We start from the raw sequence: 18,098 nt of genomic DNA on the forward strand, positions 1-18,098 counted from the left end.
GCCCTCATATGCCCGCAGATCGTTACCAGTGCATGATCGACGAGACCGTACTCCTGGAATCCGTGACCCTGCGCACCAGCGTGCTGGACCGCACCGAGGTACTGGACCGGGTGAAGGCCCTCTCCCTGCTTCCGGACGGCCTGCATGTGACGACGGCGATGGTGGCGACCTACTTCGGGGTGACCACCGAGGCTGTGCGCCAACTGACCCGCCGGCATCGGGAGGAACTCTCAGCCAATGGCATGGCCGTCCTACGCGGCGCTGACCTGCGGCAATTCGAGAGTGACAACCTGTCACTCTCGCTCGGAAGTTATCCACAGGCCCGTCGGAGCCTCACGGTCTACTCCCGCCGCGCCGTCCTCAACATCGCCATGCTCCTGCGCGACAGCGAAGTCGCCCGGCAGGTGCGCACATACCTTCTCGATGTGGAGCAGGCGGTCCGTGCCCGGCTCGACGGCCCCGCGCTGGACGACCGTATCGATCAGCGGATCGCGCACGTCCTCGGCAAGACGGTCGTGCCGATGTTCAACGCGCTGATCGAGACCTCGGGCGAGCACCAGCGGGAGCTGGTGGCGATGCGCGACGGAGTGTGGCGGATCGAGCAGCGGTTGCGGACGCATCATGCGCGGTTGCGGAGGCTGGAGGGCGCCAAGAGGTGATCAGCGGAGTTCCGCCGGAGGCGTGCGCTTGTTGTCGACCTTCTCCGTGCGGACCAGTTCGGCCCAGACCACGTACCGGTAGCGGCTCGTGTACACCGGGGTGCAGGTCGTCAGGGTGATGTAGTGGCCCGGCTTGTCCTTGCCGGACTCTTTCGGGACCTGGGCGAGGACGTCGACGTTGTACTTCGAGGTCTCGGGGAGGATCGAGTAGACCTTGTAGACGTACCACTTGTCCTTGGTCTCGAAGACGACCGGGTCGCCCTCGTGGACCTTGTCGATGTTGTGGAACTTGGCGCCGTGGCCGTCGCGGTGGGCGGCGAGGGTGAAGTTGCCCTTCATGCCGGTCGTCGGGAGCGCGGCCTTGGCCGGGTCGGTGTAGTAGCCGGCCACGCCCTCGTCGAGGACGTCGGGAGAGGTGCCCTTCTCCACCAGCACCGCGCCGTTGCGCATCGCCGGGACGTGCAGGAAGCCGATACCGTCCTTGGTGTCCAGCGCGCCGGGACCGGTCGCGGAGTTCGCCCAGTGGTCGCGGACCCGGTCCGCCTGCCGGTCGGCGTGCCGGTCGGCGACGACGTTTGTCCACCACAGCGAGTAGACGACGAACAGCCCGAGCACCACCCCGGCCGTGATGAGGAGTTCCCCGAGGAAGCTGACCGCCCGCGCGATCGGCCCCTGCCCCCGCGGCGGGCCCCCGCCCGTGCCGGACGCGGCCGTGTGCTCTTCGGTGCCGTCGGCGGTCGCTGCCACAGATCCCCTGCCCATGTTCGGCTCTTCGGCTGGTGAGACGGACCGCCGCTACTGGATGAGCGCGTCCGGCTTGCCCTTGCTGCGCGGGCGTTCCTCGACCATCTTGCCCCAGACGATCAGCCGGTACTTGCTGGTGAACTCGGGCGTGCAGGTGGTGAGGGTGATGTACCGCCCCTGTTGGGTGAACCCGGACCCCTGCGGCACCGGATTCAGCACGCTGGTGTTGGACGGCGGAGTCACCGGCAGCATCGACGCCACCTTGTACACGAAGTACTCGTCCTGCGTCTCGACCACGACCGCGTCGCCCGCGACCAGCCGGTTGATGTAACGGAACGGCTCCCCATGGGTGTTGCGGTGCGCCGCGAGCCCGAAGTTGCCGGTCTTGTCGTACGGCATCGCCGTCTTCAGCGGCGCTTCCCCGTAGTGCCCGACCATCCCCTTGTCGAGCACCTTCTTGTTGCTGACGCCCTCCGCGATCGGCGCGACCACGTCCAGCTTGGGAATGTGCAGGATGGCGAACCCCTGCCCCGGCTCGAACACCCCCGGCGCCCGCTTGCCGTTCGCCCAGTCGTCCTGGAGCTGGCTCGTCTCGCTGCCGGCCTCCGCGTGCGCCCGGACGTTGGTCCACCAGAGCTGGTAGGTGACGAACAGCAGCATGACCACGCCGGTGGTGATGAAGAGTTCGCCGACCGCCCGGCTCACCATGACCGCCGCCCCCGGCTTGCGCGCCCGCGCCTGCTGCCGGGCCTCCACCCGCGACAGCGGCCGCGCCGGGCGAGCCGAAGCCGGTGCCCCCTCGCGCCCCCCGCCACGCCGCCCGCCGCCCCGCTTGGCGGCCTTCCTGCGGGCCGCGCGCCCCCCGGTGGCTCCGCCGGGGCCCGAGGCGCCCGCGGAGGCGCTCAGCGAGCCGTACGCGCCCTCCGTGGCGCCGGGCATCCGGAGTGCCATCGTCCGGTCGTCCAGGGGGAGTTCGGGGCCTGCCGCGTACTCGTCGTAGCCGCCGTAATCGTCCACGGCCGGCATCCGTGCCGTCCCCGGATCGCCCGCGCCCACGAACGCCGGACCGTAGGACCCGTACGGCACCCCGCCGTACGCGTCCTCGCGTTCCGGGCGCGGGGTGGTCACGCCGTGGCCCTGCCCACCACCGGGGCGAGCCCCGCCGACCTCGCCACCGCGTCCCGGTCGCCGCACTCGGCGAGCCAGTTGGCCAGCATCCGGTGGCCGTGCTCGGTCAGCACCGACTCGGGGTGGAACTGCACACCCTCGACCGGGAGTTCACGGTGGCGCAGCCCCATGATGATCCCGTCCTCGGTGCGGGCGGTGACCTCCAGATCGGCGGGCACGGTGGCCGGCTCGGCGGCCAGCGAGTGGTACCGGGTGGCGATGAACGGCGTCGGAAGGCCCGCGAAGACGCCCCGGCCCTCGTGGATCACCGGCGAGGTCTTGCCGTGCAGCAGCTCGGGCGCGCGGTCCACCACCCCGCCGTAGGCGACCTGCATCGACTGCATGCCGAGGCAGACCCCGAACACCGGGACACCGGTCGCCGCGCAGTGCCGGACCATGTCCACGCAGACCCCGGCCTCCTCGGGCGTGCCCGGTCCGGGCGACAGCAGGACGCCGTCGAAACCGTCCTGGGCGTGCGCGGTGGTCACCTCGTCGTTGCGCAGCACCTCGCACTCGGCGCCGAGCTGGTACAGGTACTGGACGAGGTTGAAGACGAAGCTGTCGTAGTTGTCGACGACGAGAATCCGGGCGCTGCTCACTGGTTGTCCACCGTCACATCGTTGAAGGGCAACAGCGGTTCCGCCCACGGGAACACGTACTGGAACAGGACGTAGACCGCGGCCACGACGAGCACGAGCGAGATCAGTGCCCTCACCAACGCGTTGCCCGGCAGATGCCGCCAGATCCAGCCGTACATGCCGTCCCTTCCGTTCCTCCACGGCTCCTGACTCACGCCGTACGGCACCAGACTAACGGCGCCGGGTCCGTCACCGGCGTGCCTGGAGCACACCTGGACTTACGGGGCCGGGCGCCGATCCCCTCAATGACGGGCGGAACGGTTTCGCGCCGCGAACAAGCGGTCGGCGGGTGAGCTGCGGCTACTGCGCGGGCGTCGCGTAGTGCAGGTCGACGGTGCCGGTGTAGCCGGGCAGCGTGACGGTGCCCTCGTCGGCGACGTCCCAGCCGAGGCCGTAGACATTGACGTACACCATGTAGTTCTGGATCGCCTTGCTCGCGGCCAGCGCCTGCTTCAGCCGGTCCGGGTCGCCCACGGCGGTGATCTTGTACGGGGGTGAGTAGACACGGCCCTGGAGGATCAGGGTGTTGCCGACGCAGCGGACCGCGCTGGTGGAGATCAGCCGCTGGTCCATGACCTTGATCCCCTGGGCGCCGCCGTGCCACAGCGCGTTGACGACCGCCTGGAGGTCCTGCTGGTGGATGACCAGGTAGTCGGGCTGCGGCGGGGGATAACCGGGGAGCTTGGCGGTGGCGTTCGGCGGGGCGTCGTTGAGGGTGACGGTGACGGCCTTGCCGGTGAGCCGCTCGGTGCCCGCGCTCTTCTCCAGTCCGCCGAGCCGCCGGTCCTGGGCGCGGGTGCTGCCGTCGTCGCCCTCGGCGAGCGACTCGACTCTGTGCCGCAGTGTGGCGTTGGACTCGTCCAGGCCCTGGTTCTTCCGGCTGCGCTCCTGGATGAGGTCCGACAGCTTCAGCAGCGAGGTGTCGGTACGCAGGTCGGTGCCCTTGGCGGTGTTGAAGCTGGTGACGAAGAGAAGGCCGGCCAGAGCGAAGACACCGGCGGTGAGAATCCGCACCGGCCGGAAACGGGGACGACGGGCGGGCGCGGAACCCATTGCTCCCGTCCCTGGGGAGTCGGCAGAATTGCTCAACGTACCCTTATCTCCTTCGGCGCCGCGGAAGCACTACGCTAACGGACGTCCGGGGGAGCGCTCGGTGTGCCCTTGCCAGTCCCCTTGTACGCTGCCCCGAGCTCGACCCAGACACCTGCGCGGTCACGCAGCGCATCGACAGGAGAGACCTTCGTGCCGAAGTCACGTATCCGCAAGAAGGCCGACTACACGCCGCCGCCCGTCAAGCAGGCGCAGGCCATCAAGCTCACCAACAGCGCCTGGGTCGCGCCCGTCATGCTGGCCATGTTCCTCATCGGCCTGGCGTGGATCGTGGTGTTCTACGTGACCGACGGCTCGCTGCCGATCGACAGCCTGGACAACTGGAACATCGTCGTCGGCTTCGGCTTCATCGCGGCGGGCTTCGGCGTCTCCACCCAGTGGAAGTGACCGGGCCCCGAGCCCGGTTCCGGCGACCTCTGCCCACGGCCCTCCACTGAGTTATCCACAGGCCAACGAAGTATCCACACCCCCCTGGGGAAAAGGAATACGATCTGTGGATAACTAATCCCCGGTTGACGCCGGAAACACCATCCGACGACCGGCGCTCCACCTGATGCCCCCTGCCTGACCTGCGGATTCACATCCGAGCGGCAGGGGGCACGGTTGTTCCCGCACCGTATGCACAAGATCGGGCACAGACTGTGGACAACGGTTCGGGCTCAGGTGAGCTGGAGGGTTCTCACCAGGGTGAGAACGGCCACCACCACGAGCACCAGCGCACACGCCCCGTACTGGATCAGCGCCCGCCGCTCGCGCGGGGCGTGGATCATCGCGTACCCCACGACGACACCGGCGACGAGCCCGCCGATGTGCGCCTGCCAGGCGATGCCCGGCACCCCGAACGTGATGATCAGGTTGACCACCAGCAGCACGATGACCGGCCGCATGTCGTACCGGAGGCGGCGCAGCAGGACGGCGGTGGCGCCGAACAGGCCGAAGATCGCACCGGAGGCGCCCAGTGAGGGCTGGTTGGGCGCGGCCAGCAGATAGGTCAGCGCGCCGCCGGCCAGGCCGCAGACCAGGTACAGCGTGAGGTAGCGGGCGCGGCCGAGGGCGCCTTCCAGCGGGCCGCCGATCCACCACAGACTGAGCATGTTGAAGAGGATGTGCACATAGCCGCCGTGCAGGAACATCGAGGTCAGCAGGCGGTACCACTGGCCCTCGGCGACGCCCTGGATGCCGGTGAGATGGGGGGCGTAGGCCCGGCCGATCAGGTCGAGCTGGTTGGTGAAGACGTCGCCCAGGGAGAGCTTCACCAGGAAGAGGGCCAGGTTCAGCCCGATGAGGACCTTGGTGACCAGGCGGGGGTCGCGGGTGAGGGTGCCGCCCGCGAGGGTGCGGGGGCGGTTGTCGGCCGGGGCGGGAGCGGCGTCGCCCGAGCCGGGGGTGCCGCCGCGCACACAGTCGGGGCACTGGAAGCCGACGGAGGCGTCGACCATGCACTCGGGGCAGATCGGCCGGTCGCAGCGGGTGCAGCGCACGCCGGTCTCGCGGTCCGGGTGCCGGTAGCAGACGGGCACGCTGCGGGCGCCCGGGGCGTCGGCCGCTGCCTGGTCCATGAGATCCCCTTCGTCCCTCGCGTCGTCCGTCGTCACTCCGGGAGCGCGGCACCGCTCCCGCCCATCCTTACGGACGAGCGGGGCATTTGGTTCCCTGTGCGGGACTCACCGGCCGCCGGTCAGCTCGCGGTCTTCTCCACGACCACGGACTCGATCACCACGTCCTCGACCGGGCGGTCGTTGCGGCCGGTGGGGACGGCGGCGATGGCGTCGACGACCTTCTGGCTGGCCAGGTCGGCGACCTCGCCGAAGATGGTGTGCTTGCGGTTCAGCCAGGTGGTCGGGGAGACCGTGATGAAGAACTGCGAGCCGTTGGTGCCCGGCCCGGCGTTGGCCATCGCGAGCAGGTAGGGCTTGTTGAAGGACAGGTCGGGGTGGAACTCGTCCGGGAACTGGTAGCCGGGGCCGCCGATGCCGGTGCCGAGCGGGTCGCCGCCCTGGAGCATGAAGCCACTGATCACCCGGTGGAAGGTGGTGCCGTCGTAGAGCGGGTCCGTGCTCTCGACGCCGGTCCCCGGATGCTTCCAGGAGCGCTCGCCCTGGGCCAGCTCGACGAAGTTCTTGACCGTGGCCGGCGCGTGGTTCGGGAACAGCCTGATCTTGATGTCGCCGTGGTTGGTCTTCAGGGTGGCGTAAAGCTGCTCGGCCACGATCTGCCTTCCGTTGTCTTTCCGTTCGCCCCCGATCCTCGCACGCTCCGGGCGGCCCGGAACCGGACGGGTGACGGCGAGTTCGGCCCGTATGGGCGGCGCCCGGCGGCGAATCGTGGCAGGGTCGTGTGCGGGGGCCGGTTGCCCGGAATTTCACCGCTTCGCCATAGATCGGCACCCGTATGCCCGTCCACACATGCTGTGTGGGCCACCGACAGGCATGATCCGTAACAGTGTGGACAGTCGAAATACCGTACGCCACCGAGGAGGAGGTTCCCGTGACCCGCATCGACAGCGTGCGCGCCGCGACCGGTTCGGCCAAGGACAGCGTGCTGCACGCAGCGGACGTGGTGGCGCCTTATGCCGACACGGCCAAGGAGCGTGCCGCTCATTACACGCAGGAGGCACGTGTACGGCTGGCGCCCGTGGTCTCGCAGGCGGCCGACCAGGCCCGTCTTCAGTACGACGCCAAGCTCGCCCCGCAGGTGGAGCGAGCGCTCTCCCACGTACCGCCGAAGGTCGATCAGGCAGCGCAGGACGCCGCCAAGCTGACCCGCAAGGCCGCCAAGCAGGCGGCGCAGTACTCCCGCCCCAAGATCGAGCAGGCCGTGGCCGCCGCCACCCCGGTGTACGACGAGGCCGCAGCGCGCAGCGCCGCCGCCCTGGTCGCACTGCAGGGCAATGTCTCGGCCAAGGAGATCAAGAAGCTGGCCCGCCGCAACGAGCGCCGCGGCCGCACCGGCCGGGCGCTGAAGTACGTGGCCCTGGCCAGTCTGCTCGCGGGCGGCGCCTACGCCGTCTGGCAGTGGTGGGACCGCCAGGCCAACCCGGACTGGCTGGTCGAGCCCCCGGCCGCCACGGAAATGCCGGACTCCGCCCGCCTCCACTCGGTCGACGGCACCGGCCCCTCCGTCCTGGACCCGGAGGTCCAGGCAAAGCAGGTCGAGGACGACGTCGAGGGCGACGAGAACCGGTGATCTGACGTCCCAAGTCACGGGCACCGCACGCCGTTTCACGTGAAACGGCGCCCGCGATACCCGAGCCCCCGTCCCCACGGTGGCACGAGAAAACCCCCTCCGCACTGCGTTTTCGCAGGTCGGAGGGGGTTTTCGTTGTGGAGCCTAGGGGAGTCGAACCCCTGACATCTGCCATGCAAAATCACATGCGCCCTGGTGCGGGTTTCGCCGAGTCTCACCGAGTGGCTCCGAGTGCAGGTCAGCGAGCTGCACGGCCCATCTCCTCCGCAACACCCGGTTCCGCCGAGACTCGCCGAGGGGGGTTTGTGGAATCGATGTGGACTCCCGGCCCGTCAGGCGTCATGAGACAACCCGCAGATGGCGAGGGCCGCCACCCCCTTCGAGCGCCGCGCGCAGCCGGTCCGCGGCCCCCTCGGTGCCGTGCGTGTACAGCCACGTCACCCGGCCCCCTCGCTCCTGACCGAGGAAGAGCTGTACTTCCTTCTCGGAGACGCCGGCCGCGTGCAGACGACTGGCCACCGCGTGGCGGTAGTCGTGGATGCGCGGCCAGTACTCCTCGCGGCCGGTCACGGGGTCCTTGATGAGCCGCGCCAATCCCACTTCCTTGATCGCCGGAATCCAGATCCGGCGCCGGAAGTTGTTCCCCCGCAGCGCCCCATCCAGCGTGACCCGCTCGCCCTTCAGGAGCCGGGACTCCCCCGCCATGGGACCACGGAACACCAGCTCTTCCGGGCGCAACCCGTCGGACACGTCACTCCTGGCGGTCGACGCCGGCAGGCGCTCCAGCATGAGGCGGGCCGCTTCCACCGCCACCTCGGTGAGCGGCACCGTGCGGTACCCCGCCAGCGTCTTGGGCATGGCCTGTCGGACGATGGTGCCCTTGTCGTCCACGAGGATGTGCCGCACATCTGCGGCCCCTGCGTCCAGGTCCAGGTAGCAGGCGCGCAGCCCGGCGATTTCCCCCCACCGCATGCCGGTCTCGTGGGCGAAGTCCACCAGCGGCCGGTACCAAGCGGGGATGGCCTCGCGGATCTGCGCGTACTGCTCCTCGGTCGGTGGCCGGAGTTCGTCCGGGTGCCGGGCGGGCGAGGCGACCGTGATGGTCACCGCGTCCAGCGGGTTCTTCGGGATGCGCTCGTCCACCACCGCGTCCCGCAGCATGGCCCGGAACAACTCGCGGACCTTGACCTGCGTTGCGTGCCCGCGGACCTCTGTCCGCATCCATGCCTGCACCTCGGTGGTGCGGATCGAGTTCAGCTTCCGCCGGCCCCACTTCGGTTCGATGTGGGCGGTCCAGGAGGACAGCTTGCGGTTACGGGTGGTGGGCCGCTCGGGTTCGTGGCCCGGCCACCACTCCTGCCACCAGGCGGCGAGAGTGATCTCCCCGCGCTTCGGGTCCAGGTAGCTGCCGGCCCGGACGGACTCCCGGACCTTGTCCAGGAAGGCGTCGGCCGCGCCCTTCTTCGGGAAGTTCTTCGCCTTCTGCTGGCCGTTGGCGTCGCGGTAGCGCGCCTGCCACGAGCCGAGGCAGTCGCGCCGCTTCTTCCGGTCGCCGTACTGCTCGGGCGGGTATGCCTCCACGCAGTGCTGGCAGCCGCAGCTCTTGGAGCGGAGCTGCCGCGGGTTGTTCGTCGCCCTACGAGGCATCGTGCCCCCTCCTCGTCTGGTGCTGGTCAGGCCCCAAGGTTGATCACCTCGTGTCGTCGCTGGATGGGGATGCGGGGGCCCAGCGTGATGGGGTCCCCGCACCAGCAGACTGCACTGAACGAGGGCTGCTCGACATCGAGTCGGAGCAGTACGGCCTGAAGGGCTGACATCGCGTAGACGCGCCACTCGCGGAAGTGGGCAGGGAGGGTGATCACCTGCCGGTCAGCGTCATACGGATCGCTGATGGCCTGACGCGGCGCGTACTCGACACGGATGCACATGGGCGCACACTCCCCCAGCGATAGATGCACGTGTGACTGGTGCACGCTGGCGGGGGAGAACGTCAGCAGCGTGAACGACCGTACCTGCTGACGGGTGAATATGCGACCACTCTGCGCACGCGAATGAGGCAGGGGCGATGTGCGGACGTGCAGGCCGGAGTGCCCCCCGGCTACCGCTCGTTGCTGTCTGCTACTGCACTGGCCTGGATGAGCAGCATCTGCTGCTGCTCCTCGGTGAGTCGGTCGAAGACGCCGAGCAGGGCCTCGCGGTCATCGGCGCTGAGCGGGGCGGGCGCCCTCTTTCCGATCGCTGCAAAAAGCCTGGCCTCGGTGAAGTGGGGGAACTCCGCAGCGAGCCGGCGGATCGCGGCGGCTCGGGGGCTCGCCTTGCCGTGGGCCCAGTTGTTGACCGTGGATACGTGGCTGCCGATGCGGCGGGCGATCTCGCTGTCGCTCGCGCCGTAGTGACTCTTCAGCTCGGCAAGCACCTGAGCGAAGGTCTCCGCAGGATTCTGGGGGGTATCCACGCACGCAAGATTGCCGCCGTCTTCTACTTTTCGCAAGCGAAAGTAGAAGCGTTGGCGCGAACTTGGCGGCGCGCGTTCTCCCCGCTACGCGCCGTTGTGCAAGGACTATGCCACCCGACTAGAACACACGTTCGCCTCGCGTGTCCAACACCCCAGAACTCGGCGAGTCTCGGCGAACCGCTTGACTCTCTTCGATTTCGAAAGTAGAAATATCGAAGACACCCCAGCCGGGGTGATCCAGCCACACAGGCCCGAGGTCCCATCTATGCCCAAGCTGCACCGCAAGGACGACGGCCGGCCCATCCGGGCCGCCATGGACCGCGCCGGACTCTCCATCCCCGCACTCGCTGAGGCGACCAAGAGGGTGGACCCGGCCGGGAAGGGCGTCAGCCCGGCGACCGTCGGACACCTCGTGGGGCAGGGCAAGACGGCACGCGACAACTGCGAGCTGCGCACGGCCTGGCTCGTCACCGAAGCACTGCACCGGGAGACGAGCACCCCCCTCCAGGACCTCTTCGCCATGCCCACAGGTTCGACTTCGAATATCGAAAGGTCAAGGTCTGATGCCGAAGAAGAGTGACCGCCGCGTCGTCGCCCTCCCGGCCGGCCTCATCCCCCTGCTGACCCAGCGCGAGATCGAGACGTACTACGGCGTCTCGGACTGGACCGTCCTCCAGTGGATCGAGCAGGGGATGCCGGAAGAGCCCTTCGCGGGCCGCGGCCGGCGCTTCTCCCTCGCCAAGTGCGAGGCGTGGCACGCCGAGCAGTCCGGGGCCGCCGACCGCGAGTCGGTGCCCGAGTACGCCACGGCCTGACCCACCCCCAGACGCGCCGAAGGGCCGCCCGCTTTGACCGGCCTGGCGACCCAACGACCGGCGCCCCTACCAATCCAGAAAGAGAGGCCACCGATGGCCCTGGACTCTACCGTCCGCCCGCTCTCGGAGTTGACGGACCTGATGGCGCAGACCAGTGACAACCGCATCGCGGTGGAGTCGCTGCTCGACTACACGCCGCTGCCCGCCCCGACCCTGATCGCCCGTGCCGAGGCCGTGTTCATCACGGTCGCCGACGTGGACGACCTCGGCCTGTGGCTGAACGAGCTGGGCGGGAAGGTGCACCGCACGTCGGCGGGTGACGGCCTGGAGCTGTGGACGCTGCTGACGCTGACCCCGCCGTCCCGCCGCCGGGGCCGCGTGCCGGTCCGGGTGTCGGTGCCGGTTCCGGCGGGCGAGCTGGTCATGGACTACATCCGCGCGGCGGTGGCGGCATGAGCGAGACGCCGATGACGCTGGAGCAGCGCGAGCAGATTGCCGCCCTGATCGGCGACGCGAAGCCCGCCACGACTGGTCTGGTTCAGCAGACGGCGAAGTCCGTCCACGACCGGGCCGTCCACGAGCACCCCACGTGGGAAGACCTGTACTGCCTCAACCTCGTGTCCTGGATGGGCGAGCGGATGGGCCCGGTGCTCCGTCGCCTGCTCGACGCCGAGGCTCGGGTCGCCGAGCTGGAGGCCGAGCGGCACACGACGAACGAAGCCCTGTCCGACGCGGCGGAGACGCTGCGGGCGAACCGGGACCGCATCGCCGAGCTGGAGGCCGCGCCGACCACGGTCTACCGCGCCGAGCACCCGGACTCCGGGATCACCCTCGGCCACTACGGCACCGGGGCCGCCGCCCGTGCTCACTGCGAGGCCGAGGAACGGCGCGCGTGGTCGTCGTCCAGCGATCTCCGCTTCGACTGGATCGAGGACGACGAGGACCGCGTCGCCGAGCTGGTTGTCACCGCCGGGCAGAACGAGGAGTCCACCACCGGCTACATCGTCACGGCCCTGGAGCTGGCCTCCGAGTACGACGAGGGGGCCGACGCGTGATCACCCTCGCCTTCATCCTCGCCGCGCTGTTCCTCTACCTCCTCGGCTCGATCGCCGTGGTCCGGGGGTGTGAGCGATGACCCCGCGCATGTACGACGCCGACGAGCCCGAGGACATGGACGTTCCGGACCAGGTCGCCTACGAGGACACGGGCCGTCCGTGGGCCGCGCGTGCGATCAAGCACCCGTCGCACGCCGCCACCCGCCGCTACCTCGCGGCCAACCCTCTGCCCGTGCAGCAGGAGAGGCGGTCCGCGTGAGCGACTTCTTCCAGCCTGGCCGTACGTACGCGTACGACGCCAACGGCTTCACCGCTCCCGAGCTCGTGACCTTGTTCCAGGTCGTGGCCGACACCGCCCACCCGGAGACCGGCCAGCGCATGGCGTTCGGCTGGATTCGCACCGCCGAGGACGTGGCCTGGTCGCCGTATGCCGAACCGACCGACGAGTGGCCCAAGTGCTGGACCGACGTGACGACCGAGGAGCAGAGCAGCCGCCCGGCGGCCGACGCCACTCCCGGACTGACCGAGCGGCAGACCCGCCTCCTCGACGCGATCCGCACCCACGAGGGCCAGTGGACCACCAGCCGAGCGCTGTCGCTCTACGCCCTCACCGACCCCGGCGTCGTCCAGCGCGGCACCGCCCGCCGCGACCTCGACGCGCTCCACCGGGCCGGACACCTCGTGCTCGTGGACGAGCCCGACAACAAGCACTACGTGCTGCACAGGAAGGACGGCCGCTGATGACCGGCCCCGAGCACTACCGCGAGGCCGAGCGCCTCCTCCGCATGGCCCACCGCTTCACCTACGGGGACGGCGCGGACGCGACCGTGGGCGCCGCGCTGGCCGCCGAGGCGCAGGCCCACGCCACCCTCGCCCACGCCGCTGCCACCGCGCTGTCCGCCCCGACCGCCGGGCACGACAACGCCGGGCTGACCGAGACGGAGTGGGACGCGTGGGCCTCGGCCGCCGCGACCACCCCCGAGCCCATCGTGGTGGACGGAGACGACGCCTGATGACGACCGTCGCGCAGGCCGGGGCGACCGCCGCCCCGGCCGCCGGCCCGGAGCCCATCACCGAGCCCGGCATCTACGACATGGACAACGAGACGTACCACTCCCACCGGTACGCCCTCTCCTCCAGCGGCGCCCGCAAGCTGATCGAAGCGAGCCCCGCGCACTTCCGATACGAGCAGGACCACCCGCAGCCGATTAAGAAGATCTGGGACATCGGCAACGCCGCCCACCGCCTCGTGCTCGGCAACGGGCCCGACCTCGTCCGCATCGACGCCGACGAGTGGCGGACGAAGGCGGTCAAGGAGGAGGTCGCGGCCGTTCGCGCCGAAGGGGGCGTCCCCCTGAAGCCCAGCGAGTGGGACCAGGTGCACGAGATGGCCAACGCGCTGCGCCGACACCCCGTCGCCTCCCTCCTGTTCGACCCCGAGCACGGCACCCCCGAGCGGTCCCTGTTCTGGCGGGACGACCGCACCGGGGTGATGCGCCGGGCCCGGCTCGACTGGCTGCCGAACCCGCGCTCAGGACGGCTGATCATCCCCGACTACAAGACCTGCGTCTCGGCCAAGCCCGAGCGCCTGGAGCGGGTCATCGATGACCTCGGCTACCACCAGCAGGACGACACCTACCGGTCCGCCTGCCACGCCCTCGGCATCGCCGACGAGACCAGTGCGTTCGTCTTCGTCTGCCAGGAGAAGACCGCCCCCTACGTGATCACCGTGATCGAGGTGAACGCGACCGCCCGGCGGATCGGCGCCGCCCGCAACCGGCGCGCCCTGGAGACCTTCGCCCACTGCACCGCGACTGGCTACTGGCCCGGCTACAGCGACGACGTGGTGCCCGTCGCCCTGCCCGGCTGGGCCGAGACCCGAGACACCCTGGAGTACCTGTGAACTACCCGGTAGAGCAGCAGCAGTTCGCCGTGCCGCCCGCGCCGGCTCCGACGTTCGTCGGGCAGGGCACCGCCGTGGAGCAGTCCCGCGCGGTCGCCGAGGTCCAGGCCGCCGTCGTCGTCGCCCGGCAGTTCCCTCGCAACGAGGCCATGGCCGTGCAGAAGATGCGGACCGGCTTCGCGCAGCACAGCCTCGCCGTCCGCTCCTTCTTCCGGTTCAGCCGGGGCGGCTCCAACGTCTCGGGCGAGACCATCCAGTTCGCCAAGGAGCTGGCCCGCTGCTGGACGAACATCCACTACGGCGTGCACGAGCTGCGCCGTGACGACGCGGCCGGCGAGTCCGAGATGCAGGCGTGGGCGTGGGACCTGGAGACCAACGAGCGGGCGTCCACGACGTTCATCGTGCCGCACTCGCGCTGGACGAAGTCCAACGGCTCCTCCCGGCTGGAGGACCCGCGCGACGTGTACGAGAACAACAGCAACAACGGCGCCCGCCGCCTCCGGGAAATGATCTTCTCCGTGCTGCCGGACTGGTTCCGGGAGCAGGCCAAGGAGATCGCTACCAACACGGTGGAGAAGGGGCAGGGCAACAAGCCCCTCGCGCAGCGCATCGCCGACTGCATCGCCCACTTCGAGGGCCTCGGCGTCACCGTCGAACAGCTTGAGGAGAACCGCAACCGCGACTCCAACAAGTGGACCGGTCTGGACCTCGGCCAGCTCCAGATCATCTCGGAGTCGATCCGCCGCGGCGAGGTCACCGTGGACGAGGAGTTCCCGCAGCAGCGGGTGACCGCCGGGGAGATCCGCCAGCAGCACGAGCAGCAGGCGAGCCGACCGGCCGCCAGTGAGCCGGGCGCCGAAGGCGCGCAGTGGCCGGCCGCGCGGCAGGCGGGATCGGGGGCCGAGTCGTGAGCCTCCGTACCCTCCTGCGGCAGCTCCGCCGCCCCGGCTCCGGTCGCCGCCGCGCGACCGGCCCGCAGCCCACCGACCAGACCGTCACCATGCTCCGCCCCGTCGACGCCCTGGTGACCGACGAGGCGTGGTGCCCGGCCGAGCAGCAGGTCACGTTGCACGCGTTCCTCGCGCTCGGCGGCCGGATCTGCTGGACGTGCCGTCACCTCACCATGACGCCCGTCCCGCCCGGAGGTGCCGAGTGAACACCCCGGCCCTGTTCAACCCGGAGCGTCCGGCCACCCCTGCGGTGGCCGGGCCCCGGCCCGCCCCGTTCGTCATCGCCCTCCCTGTCGGGCTGGACCTGATCAACTCCAACCAGCGGATGCACGAGAAGGCCCGCGCCCGGCTCACGAAGAAGATCCGCGCGGCAGCGTTCGAGGCAGTCAGCGAGTGCCCGTCCCTCATGGACGCCCTCGCCGCCGCGAAGCCGGGCGTCCTCTTCCGGCGGGCTCACATCCTCGGCGTGCTGAACCCGTCCACGTACGGCCGCCGCCGCGACCCGGCGAACTGGTACCCGTCGTTTAAGGCGGCCGTGGACGGACTCGTGGACGCCGGCCTGTTCGAGGACGACGACCACACCCGCGTCATCGGCCCCGACATGCGCCTCGGCCGCGTCGTCAAGGGCGGGCAGATCGTCCTCGTAGTGCAGGGCCTGGAGCCCGGCGAGGACCCCCTCGGCTACCAGGCGGTGACCTCATGAAGGTTCGCGCCGACATCGCCGAGCTGCTGTACGCCGGCCACTCCGACAGCGCTATCGCCCGACAGCTCGGCGTCGACCGGACGGCCACCGTGGCCCCGGCCCGTGCGGCCCTCGGGCTGCCGAAGGCTAAGCGCGGCCCGAAGGCGTCCGCCAGCGCGGAAGACCTGTTCTGGCGCCGGGTCAAGCCGACCGACGACGGCCACATGGAGTGGACGGGTTCCCACGTTGGCCGAACTCCGGCCCTGCGCTACGACGGTAGAAACCTGACGGCCTGCTCGATCGCCTACCGCATCGCCAACGGCCGCCCCGCTGACGGGCAGGCGCGGCCGTCCTGTGGGCGCGACCACTGCGTGATGCCGGGCCATCACGCCGACCGGATCGACCGGGCCCACGCCCGAGCCCGCTCGAAGGTCGTCCAAGCGTGGGCGCGGGGGCTACGACGGGCCGGCCGTGCGCGTGAGCGCGAGCGGGAGAAGCGCGTGGACGCCCTGTACGCCGGCATCTTCGGGGCGGCGGCATGACCCCCCGGCAGCGGCGCCGAGCCCCGCCAGCCGAGCCCGGATACCAGCCGGGCCAGCTCCTCGACTGGCGCGACGCCCGGCACTGGTCGGCACGCGAACTCCCCTGCCGCTACTGCGGCTTCCCGACCAACCTCCGCGACACCCGCATGAAACCAGCCCACAAGGTGTGCGCCGAGGACGCGCTCGCCATGCAGGCCGCCGAAGCACAGGCCGCCTACCACCCGAGAGGAACCCTGTAATGCCGAAGCTCGGACCCGCCGAAGTCCCCGAGGTCAAGCTCGACGGCGCCGCCGTACCCATCGAAGCGTCGATGTCCCGCGAGCTGCGCCGCGCCCTCTTCGAGAAGCCCGGCCGCACCGTCTACGCGATCGTCGCCCTCACCTCCAAGTCCTACACCGGGCACGCCGAGGGCGAGGACAAGAAGCCGCAGGTCAAGTTGCGGGTGACCGAATGCGAGGTCGCCCGCACCGACGAGGACGCCCTCGCGCTCGCCGACGCCAAGGCAGCCATGTACCGCGGCCGGCAGATGGACGGAACGCTGGACGAGGTCGGAGAGGGCCCGATGCGGCCCGAGACGCAGCTCGCCGAAATCACGGCCAACCACCCCAGCGATGCCGAGCTGAAGGCGCACAAGCGGGCTGCCGAAGAGCGCCGCCGCGGCGAGTACGTCCGCTAACCCCACCGCCCCGGGACGGCCCCACACCGTGCCGTCCCGGGGCCACCGGCCCCCAGCCACACCGCACCCGAGAGAAGACCGAGTTGAGCACTGAGGAGCAGGCCACCGCCCCCGGCAGCGTGCCGAACGCGTACGGCAACGCACTGTCGTGGAAGTGGACACGGCAGATGTCCGCGTACCTGCGCCGGTCCGGCCTGCCCCTGCTCCTGTGCCAGCTCCGCAACCTCGCCGCCGCCTCCGGAGAGATCGCGTTCAGCGGGGACCGCAAGCCCATCCGTATCCAGGACATCGCCAAGGCCGCGTGCTGCGACGAGAAGGACGCACGCCGCTACATGGAGGCCGCGATCCGGGCCGGCGTCGTCCGCGTCCTCGGCGAGCGGAAGCGGGGCAAGGCGACCCGGTACGCGCTCATCGTGACCCCGTTCCCGGACTGGCAGGCGGCTGAGGATCACCTCCGGTCGACCGCCCGGAAGCGGGCTCCGGGGTGGGAGTCGACCACCGGAAGTTCGGGGGACAGAGACCCGAACCAGTTCGGGGGACAGCGCCCGGAACTTACCGCCGGTACGCCGGAAGAAGTTCGGGGGACAGCGCCCCGTATGAGTTCGGGGGACAGCGCCCCGAACGGTTCGGGGGACAGCGCCCCGAACAACCCAGGGGGGTACCCATGGGGTTCCCAAGACGGGGCTGAGGTTGTTTCCCAACCTCAGGTGGATGGGCCCCCCGAAGAGCAATCCGAATCCCAGGAACAGCACCACGACGGCCACGCCGACACCCCGGACTCGGACAACCACACCACCTGGACTCGCTGCCGCTTCTGCCGCCGCCCGATCCTCCCGGACCCACAGCGCCCCGGCCGCACCATCCACGCCCGCTGCGAGCCCTACGCCGAGCAGGCCGCAGCCCACCCGGAGAGGCACAGCGCATGACCGTCGCCGCCCTCCGCCGCCTCCTCGAGGAAATCGACACCCAAGGCGGCCCCGAAGCCGCCCGCTCTGGCCACCTCCGCCTCGCCGACACCGAAGGAGTACCCACCGCCATGACCACCGCGCTCGCCACCGCACAGGCCCACCCGCCCATCCCCCAGCCGCTCATCACCGTCCGCACACCCGCCACCGACACCGAACCGGAGCGGCTGCCCGTCGGCCAGCTCCTCGCCTGGGGCGACCAGCACAACGACCCCGACATCCAGGACCAGGCCGCCCGCGCCCGAGCCGCCCTCGTGGGCCTCCGCCAGCGCTACGTCGCCGACCGCGAACTCACCGCCCTCGAAAACGAGGAGGAGCAGCTCGCCCGCCGCCTCGAGGAGATCCGCACCCGCAAGGGCGAACTGGCCCCGGCTAAGCCGAAGAAGAAGACGCAGCGCGACTACGAGCCCGCAGAAGTCCGCGCCTGGGCCAAGGCGAACAGCGTCGACTGCCCGGCCCACGGCCGCGTCCCCAAGGCCGTCGTGGACGCCTGGCGCGCCACGCAGACCCACACCGAGCAGCAGTCCACCCCCGCCTGACCTGCACTCCAG

At 70.2% G+C, this 18,098-nt stretch carries 29 protein-coding genes; 19 read left to right on the forward strand and 10 right to left on the reverse strand.

The window, feature by feature from the left end:
• Positions 1-8: 8 nt before the first annotated feature.
• Positions 9-659 (forward strand): restriction endonuclease, encoded by a 651-nt coding sequence (locus tag OG448_RS14985; RefSeq protein WP_405554243.1) that lies wholly within the window; start codon positions 9-11, stop codon positions 657-659.
• Here OG448_RS14985 and OG448_RS14990 read toward each other — a convergent pair whose 3' ends face one another.
• From OG448_RS14990 to OG448_RS15010, 5 genes are all read right to left on the reverse strand, one after another.
• A complete protein-coding gene (locus OG448_RS14990) occupies positions 660-1,406 on the reverse strand; it encodes a class E sortase (RefSeq protein WP_405558814.1) in 747 nt (248 codons plus the stop codon).
• Positions 1,407-1,454: 48 nt separating this feature from the next.
• A complete protein-coding gene (locus OG448_RS14995) occupies positions 1,455-2,531 on the reverse strand; it encodes a class E sortase (RefSeq protein WP_405554244.1) in 1,077 nt (358 codons plus the stop codon).
• Entirely contained in the window at positions 2,528-3,169 is a 642-nt protein-coding gene (locus OG448_RS15000; protein ID WP_030805939.1) for an aminodeoxychorismate/anthranilate synthase component II, read from the reverse strand. Before OG448_RS15000 ends, OG448_RS14995 begins: the two co-directional genes overlap by 4 nt.
• Positions 3,166-3,327 (reverse strand): hypothetical protein, encoded by a 162-nt coding sequence (locus OG448_RS15005; RefSeq protein WP_030805941.1) that lies wholly within the window; start codon positions 3,325-3,327, stop codon positions 3,166-3,168. Before OG448_RS15005 ends, OG448_RS15000 begins: the two co-directional genes overlap by 4 nt.
• 181 nt (positions 3,328-3,508) lie before the next feature.
• Positions 3,509-4,297: a DUF881 domain-containing protein gene (locus OG448_RS15010; RefSeq protein ID WP_405554246.1), complete on the reverse strand. Its 789-nt coding sequence runs from the start codon at positions 4,295-4,297 to the stop codon at positions 3,509-3,511.
• Positions 4,298-4,450: 153 nt separating this feature from the next.
• On the opposite strand from OG448_RS15010, the gene crgA reads away from it, so the two are divergent.
• Positions 4,451-4,705: a cell division protein CrgA gene (gene crgA / locus OG448_RS15015; RefSeq protein ID WP_030805947.1), complete on the forward strand. Its 255-nt coding sequence runs from the start codon at positions 4,451-4,453 to the stop codon at positions 4,703-4,705.
• Between the two features lie 272 nt (positions 4,706-4,977).
• Here crgA and OG448_RS15020 read toward each other — a convergent pair whose 3' ends face one another.
• Together OG448_RS15020 and OG448_RS15025 are read right to left on the reverse strand one after the other, a co-directional pair.
• Positions 4,978-5,877 (reverse strand): rhomboid family intramembrane serine protease, encoded by a 900-nt coding sequence (locus OG448_RS15020; RefSeq protein WP_405554248.1) that lies wholly within the window; start codon positions 5,875-5,877, stop codon positions 4,978-4,980.
• Positions 5,878-5,996: 119 nt separating this feature from the next.
• The gene (locus tag OG448_RS15025) at positions 5,997-6,527 is read right to left on the reverse strand and encodes a peptidylprolyl isomerase (RefSeq protein WP_405554250.1); all 531 of its coding nucleotides are present in this window, start codon (positions 6,525-6,527) and stop codon (positions 5,997-5,999) included.
• Positions 6,528-6,805: 278 nt separating this feature from the next.
• Between OG448_RS15025 and OG448_RS15030 the strand changes: the two genes are divergently transcribed.
• Entirely contained in the window at positions 6,806-7,504 is a 699-nt protein-coding gene (locus tag OG448_RS15030; RefSeq protein ID WP_405554252.1) for a DUF5324 family protein, read from the forward strand.
• Positions 7,505-7,843: 339 nt separating this feature from the next.
• Here OG448_RS15030 and OG448_RS15035 read toward each other — a convergent pair whose 3' ends face one another.
• The 3 genes from OG448_RS15035 to OG448_RS15045 form a co-directional block, all read right to left on the reverse strand.
• Entirely contained in the window at positions 7,844-9,151 is a 1,308-nt protein-coding gene (locus tag OG448_RS15035) for a tyrosine-type recombinase/integrase (protein ID WP_405554253.1), read from the reverse strand.
• 26 nt (positions 9,152-9,177) lie between these two features.
• Positions 9,178-9,432, reverse strand: a complete 255-nt coding sequence (locus tag OG448_RS15040) for a hypothetical protein (RefSeq protein ID WP_405554255.1) — start codon at positions 9,430-9,432, stop codon at positions 9,178-9,180.
• Between the two features lie 170 nt (positions 9,433-9,602).
• Positions 9,603-9,959, reverse strand: a complete 357-nt coding sequence (locus OG448_RS15045) for an XRE family transcriptional regulator (protein ID WP_405554257.1) — start codon at positions 9,957-9,959, stop codon at positions 9,603-9,605.
• A gap of 265 nt (positions 9,960-10,224) precedes the next feature.
• Between OG448_RS15045 and OG448_RS15050 the strand changes: the two genes are divergently transcribed.
• The 16 genes from OG448_RS15050 (at position 10,225) to OG448_RS15125 (ending at position 18,086) form a co-directional block, all read left to right on the forward strand.
• Complete coding sequence (locus OG448_RS15050) at positions 10,225-10,539, forward strand: XRE family transcriptional regulator (protein WP_405554259.1); 315 nt, start codon at positions 10,225-10,227, stop codon at positions 10,537-10,539.
• The gene (locus OG448_RS15055; protein ID WP_405554261.1) at positions 10,523-10,774 is read left to right on the forward strand and encodes a hypothetical protein; all 252 of its coding nucleotides are present in this window, start codon (positions 10,523-10,525) and stop codon (positions 10,772-10,774) included. Before OG448_RS15050 ends, OG448_RS15055 begins: the two co-directional genes overlap by 17 nt.
• A gap of 93 nt (positions 10,775-10,867) precedes the next feature.
• Positions 10,868-11,230: a hypothetical protein gene (locus OG448_RS15060; protein WP_405554262.1), complete on the forward strand. Its 363-nt coding sequence runs from the start codon at positions 10,868-10,870 to the stop codon at positions 11,228-11,230.
• Positions 11,227-11,829 carry a hypothetical protein gene (locus tag OG448_RS15065; protein ID WP_405554264.1) on the forward strand — a complete coding sequence of 201 codons (603 nt, stop codon included), beginning with the start codon at positions 11,227-11,229 and terminating at the stop codon, positions 11,827-11,829. Before OG448_RS15060 ends, OG448_RS15065 begins: the two co-directional genes overlap by 4 nt.
• 76 nt (positions 11,830-11,905) lie before the next feature.
• A complete protein-coding gene (locus OG448_RS15070) occupies positions 11,906-12,088 on the forward strand; it encodes a hypothetical protein (protein ID WP_405554266.1) in 183 nt (60 codons plus the stop codon).
• A complete protein-coding gene (locus tag OG448_RS15075) occupies positions 12,085-12,570 on the forward strand; it encodes a hypothetical protein (RefSeq protein ID WP_405554268.1) in 486 nt (161 codons plus the stop codon). Before OG448_RS15070 ends, OG448_RS15075 begins: the two co-directional genes overlap by 4 nt.
• Entirely contained in the window at positions 12,570-12,842 is a 273-nt protein-coding gene (locus OG448_RS15080; protein ID WP_405554270.1) for a hypothetical protein, read from the forward strand. The genes OG448_RS15075 and OG448_RS15080 overlap by 1 nt, the downstream gene beginning before the upstream one ends.
• Positions 12,842-13,732, forward strand: coding sequence for a PD-(D/E)XK nuclease-like domain-containing protein (locus OG448_RS15085; protein WP_405554271.1), 891 nt, complete (start codon positions 12,842-12,844; stop codon positions 13,730-13,732). Before OG448_RS15080 ends, OG448_RS15085 begins: the two co-directional genes overlap by 1 nt.
• Complete coding sequence (locus OG448_RS15090) at positions 13,729-14,643, forward strand: hypothetical protein (protein ID WP_405554273.1); 915 nt, start codon at positions 13,729-13,731, stop codon at positions 14,641-14,643. Before OG448_RS15085 ends, OG448_RS15090 begins: the two co-directional genes overlap by 4 nt.
• On the forward strand, positions 14,640-14,888 hold the full coding sequence (locus tag OG448_RS15095) for a hypothetical protein (protein ID WP_405554275.1): 249 nt from the start codon (positions 14,640-14,642) through the stop codon (positions 14,886-14,888). The genes OG448_RS15090 and OG448_RS15095 overlap by 4 nt, the downstream gene beginning before the upstream one ends.
• On the forward strand, positions 14,885-15,385 hold the full coding sequence (locus OG448_RS15100; protein WP_405554277.1) for a hypothetical protein: 501 nt from the start codon (positions 14,885-14,887) through the stop codon (positions 15,383-15,385). Before OG448_RS15095 ends, OG448_RS15100 begins: the two co-directional genes overlap by 4 nt.
• Positions 15,382-15,906 (forward strand): hypothetical protein, encoded by a 525-nt coding sequence (locus OG448_RS15105; protein ID WP_405554278.1) that lies wholly within the window; start codon positions 15,382-15,384, stop codon positions 15,904-15,906. Before OG448_RS15100 ends, OG448_RS15105 begins: the two co-directional genes overlap by 4 nt.
• On the forward strand, positions 15,903-16,145 hold the full coding sequence (locus OG448_RS15110; protein ID WP_405554280.1) for a hypothetical protein: 243 nt from the start codon (positions 15,903-15,905) through the stop codon (positions 16,143-16,145). The genes OG448_RS15105 and OG448_RS15110 overlap by 4 nt, the downstream gene beginning before the upstream one ends.
• The gene (locus tag OG448_RS15115; protein WP_405554282.1) at positions 16,145-16,582 is read left to right on the forward strand and encodes a hypothetical protein; all 438 of its coding nucleotides are present in this window, start codon (positions 16,145-16,147) and stop codon (positions 16,580-16,582) included. Before OG448_RS15110 ends, OG448_RS15115 begins: the two co-directional genes overlap by 1 nt.
• Positions 16,583-16,665: 83 nt before the next feature.
• Positions 16,666-17,508 carry a hypothetical protein gene (locus OG448_RS15120; RefSeq protein WP_405554284.1) on the forward strand — a complete coding sequence of 281 codons (843 nt, stop codon included), beginning with the start codon at positions 16,666-16,668 and terminating at the stop codon, positions 17,506-17,508.
• Positions 17,505-18,086: a histone-like nucleoid-structuring protein Lsr2 gene (locus OG448_RS15125; RefSeq protein WP_405554286.1), complete on the forward strand. Its 582-nt coding sequence runs from the start codon at positions 17,505-17,507 to the stop codon at positions 18,084-18,086. Before OG448_RS15120 ends, OG448_RS15125 begins: the two co-directional genes overlap by 4 nt.
• Positions 18,087-18,098 lie beyond the last annotated feature (12 nt).

The sequence above is a fragment of the Streptomyces sp. NBC_01171 genome (genome assembly GCF_045039805.1).
GTDB lineage: Bacteria > Actinomycetota > Actinomycetes > Streptomycetales > Streptomycetaceae > Streptomyces.

Excerpts from the sequence above, each read along its gene's own strand:
- OG448_RS15020 (WP_405554248.1), bottom strand. The coding sequence starts at position 5,877 with ATGGACCAGGCAGCGGCCGACGCCCCGGGCGCCCGCAGCGTGCCCGTC.
- OG448_RS15060 (WP_405554262.1), top strand. The coding sequence starts at position 10,868 with ATGGCCCTGGACTCTACCGTCCGCCCGCTCTCGGAGTTGACGGACCTG.
- OG448_RS15080 (WP_405554270.1), top strand. The coding sequence starts at position 12,570 with ATGACCGGCCCCGAGCACTACCGCGAGGCCGAGCGCCTCCTCCGCATG.
- OG448_RS15040 (WP_405554255.1), bottom strand. The coding sequence starts at position 9,432 with ATGTGCATCCGTGTCGAGTACGCGCCGCGTCAGGCCATCAGCGATCCG.
- OG448_RS15085 (WP_405554271.1), top strand. The coding sequence starts at position 12,842 with ATGACGACCGTCGCGCAGGCCGGGGCGACCGCCGCCCCGGCCGCCGGC.
- OG448_RS14985 (WP_405554243.1), top strand. The coding sequence starts at position 9 with ATGCCCGCAGATCGTTACCAGTGCATGATCGACGAGACCGTACTCCTG.
- OG448_RS15070 (WP_405554266.1), top strand. The coding sequence starts at position 11,906 with ATGACCCCGCGCATGTACGACGCCGACGAGCCCGAGGACATGGACGTT.
- OG448_RS15055 (WP_405554261.1), top strand. The coding sequence starts at position 10,523 with ATGCCGAAGAAGAGTGACCGCCGCGTCGTCGCCCTCCCGGCCGGCCTC.
- OG448_RS15050 (WP_405554259.1), top strand. The coding sequence starts at position 10,225 with ATGCCCAAGCTGCACCGCAAGGACGACGGCCGGCCCATCCGGGCCGCC.
- OG448_RS15035 (WP_405554253.1), bottom strand. The coding sequence starts at position 9,151 with ATGCCTCGTAGGGCGACGAACAACCCGCGGCAGCTCCGCTCCAAGAGC.
- OG448_RS15115 (WP_405554282.1), top strand. The coding sequence starts at position 16,145 with ATGCCGAAGCTCGGACCCGCCGAAGTCCCCGAGGTCAAGCTCGACGGC.
- OG448_RS15105 (WP_405554278.1), top strand. The coding sequence starts at position 15,382 with ATGAAGGTTCGCGCCGACATCGCCGAGCTGCTGTACGCCGGCCACTCC.
- OG448_RS15125 (WP_405554286.1), top strand. The coding sequence starts at position 17,505 with ATGACCGTCGCCGCCCTCCGCCGCCTCCTCGAGGAAATCGACACCCAA.
- OG448_RS15005 (WP_030805941.1), bottom strand. The coding sequence starts at position 3,327 with ATGTACGGCTGGATCTGGCGGCATCTGCCGGGCAACGCGTTGGTGAGG.
- OG448_RS15110 (WP_405554280.1), top strand. The coding sequence starts at position 15,903 with ATGACCCCCCGGCAGCGGCGCCGAGCCCCGCCAGCCGAGCCCGGATAC.
- OG448_RS15065 (WP_405554264.1), top strand. The coding sequence starts at position 11,227 with ATGAGCGAGACGCCGATGACGCTGGAGCAGCGCGAGCAGATTGCCGCC.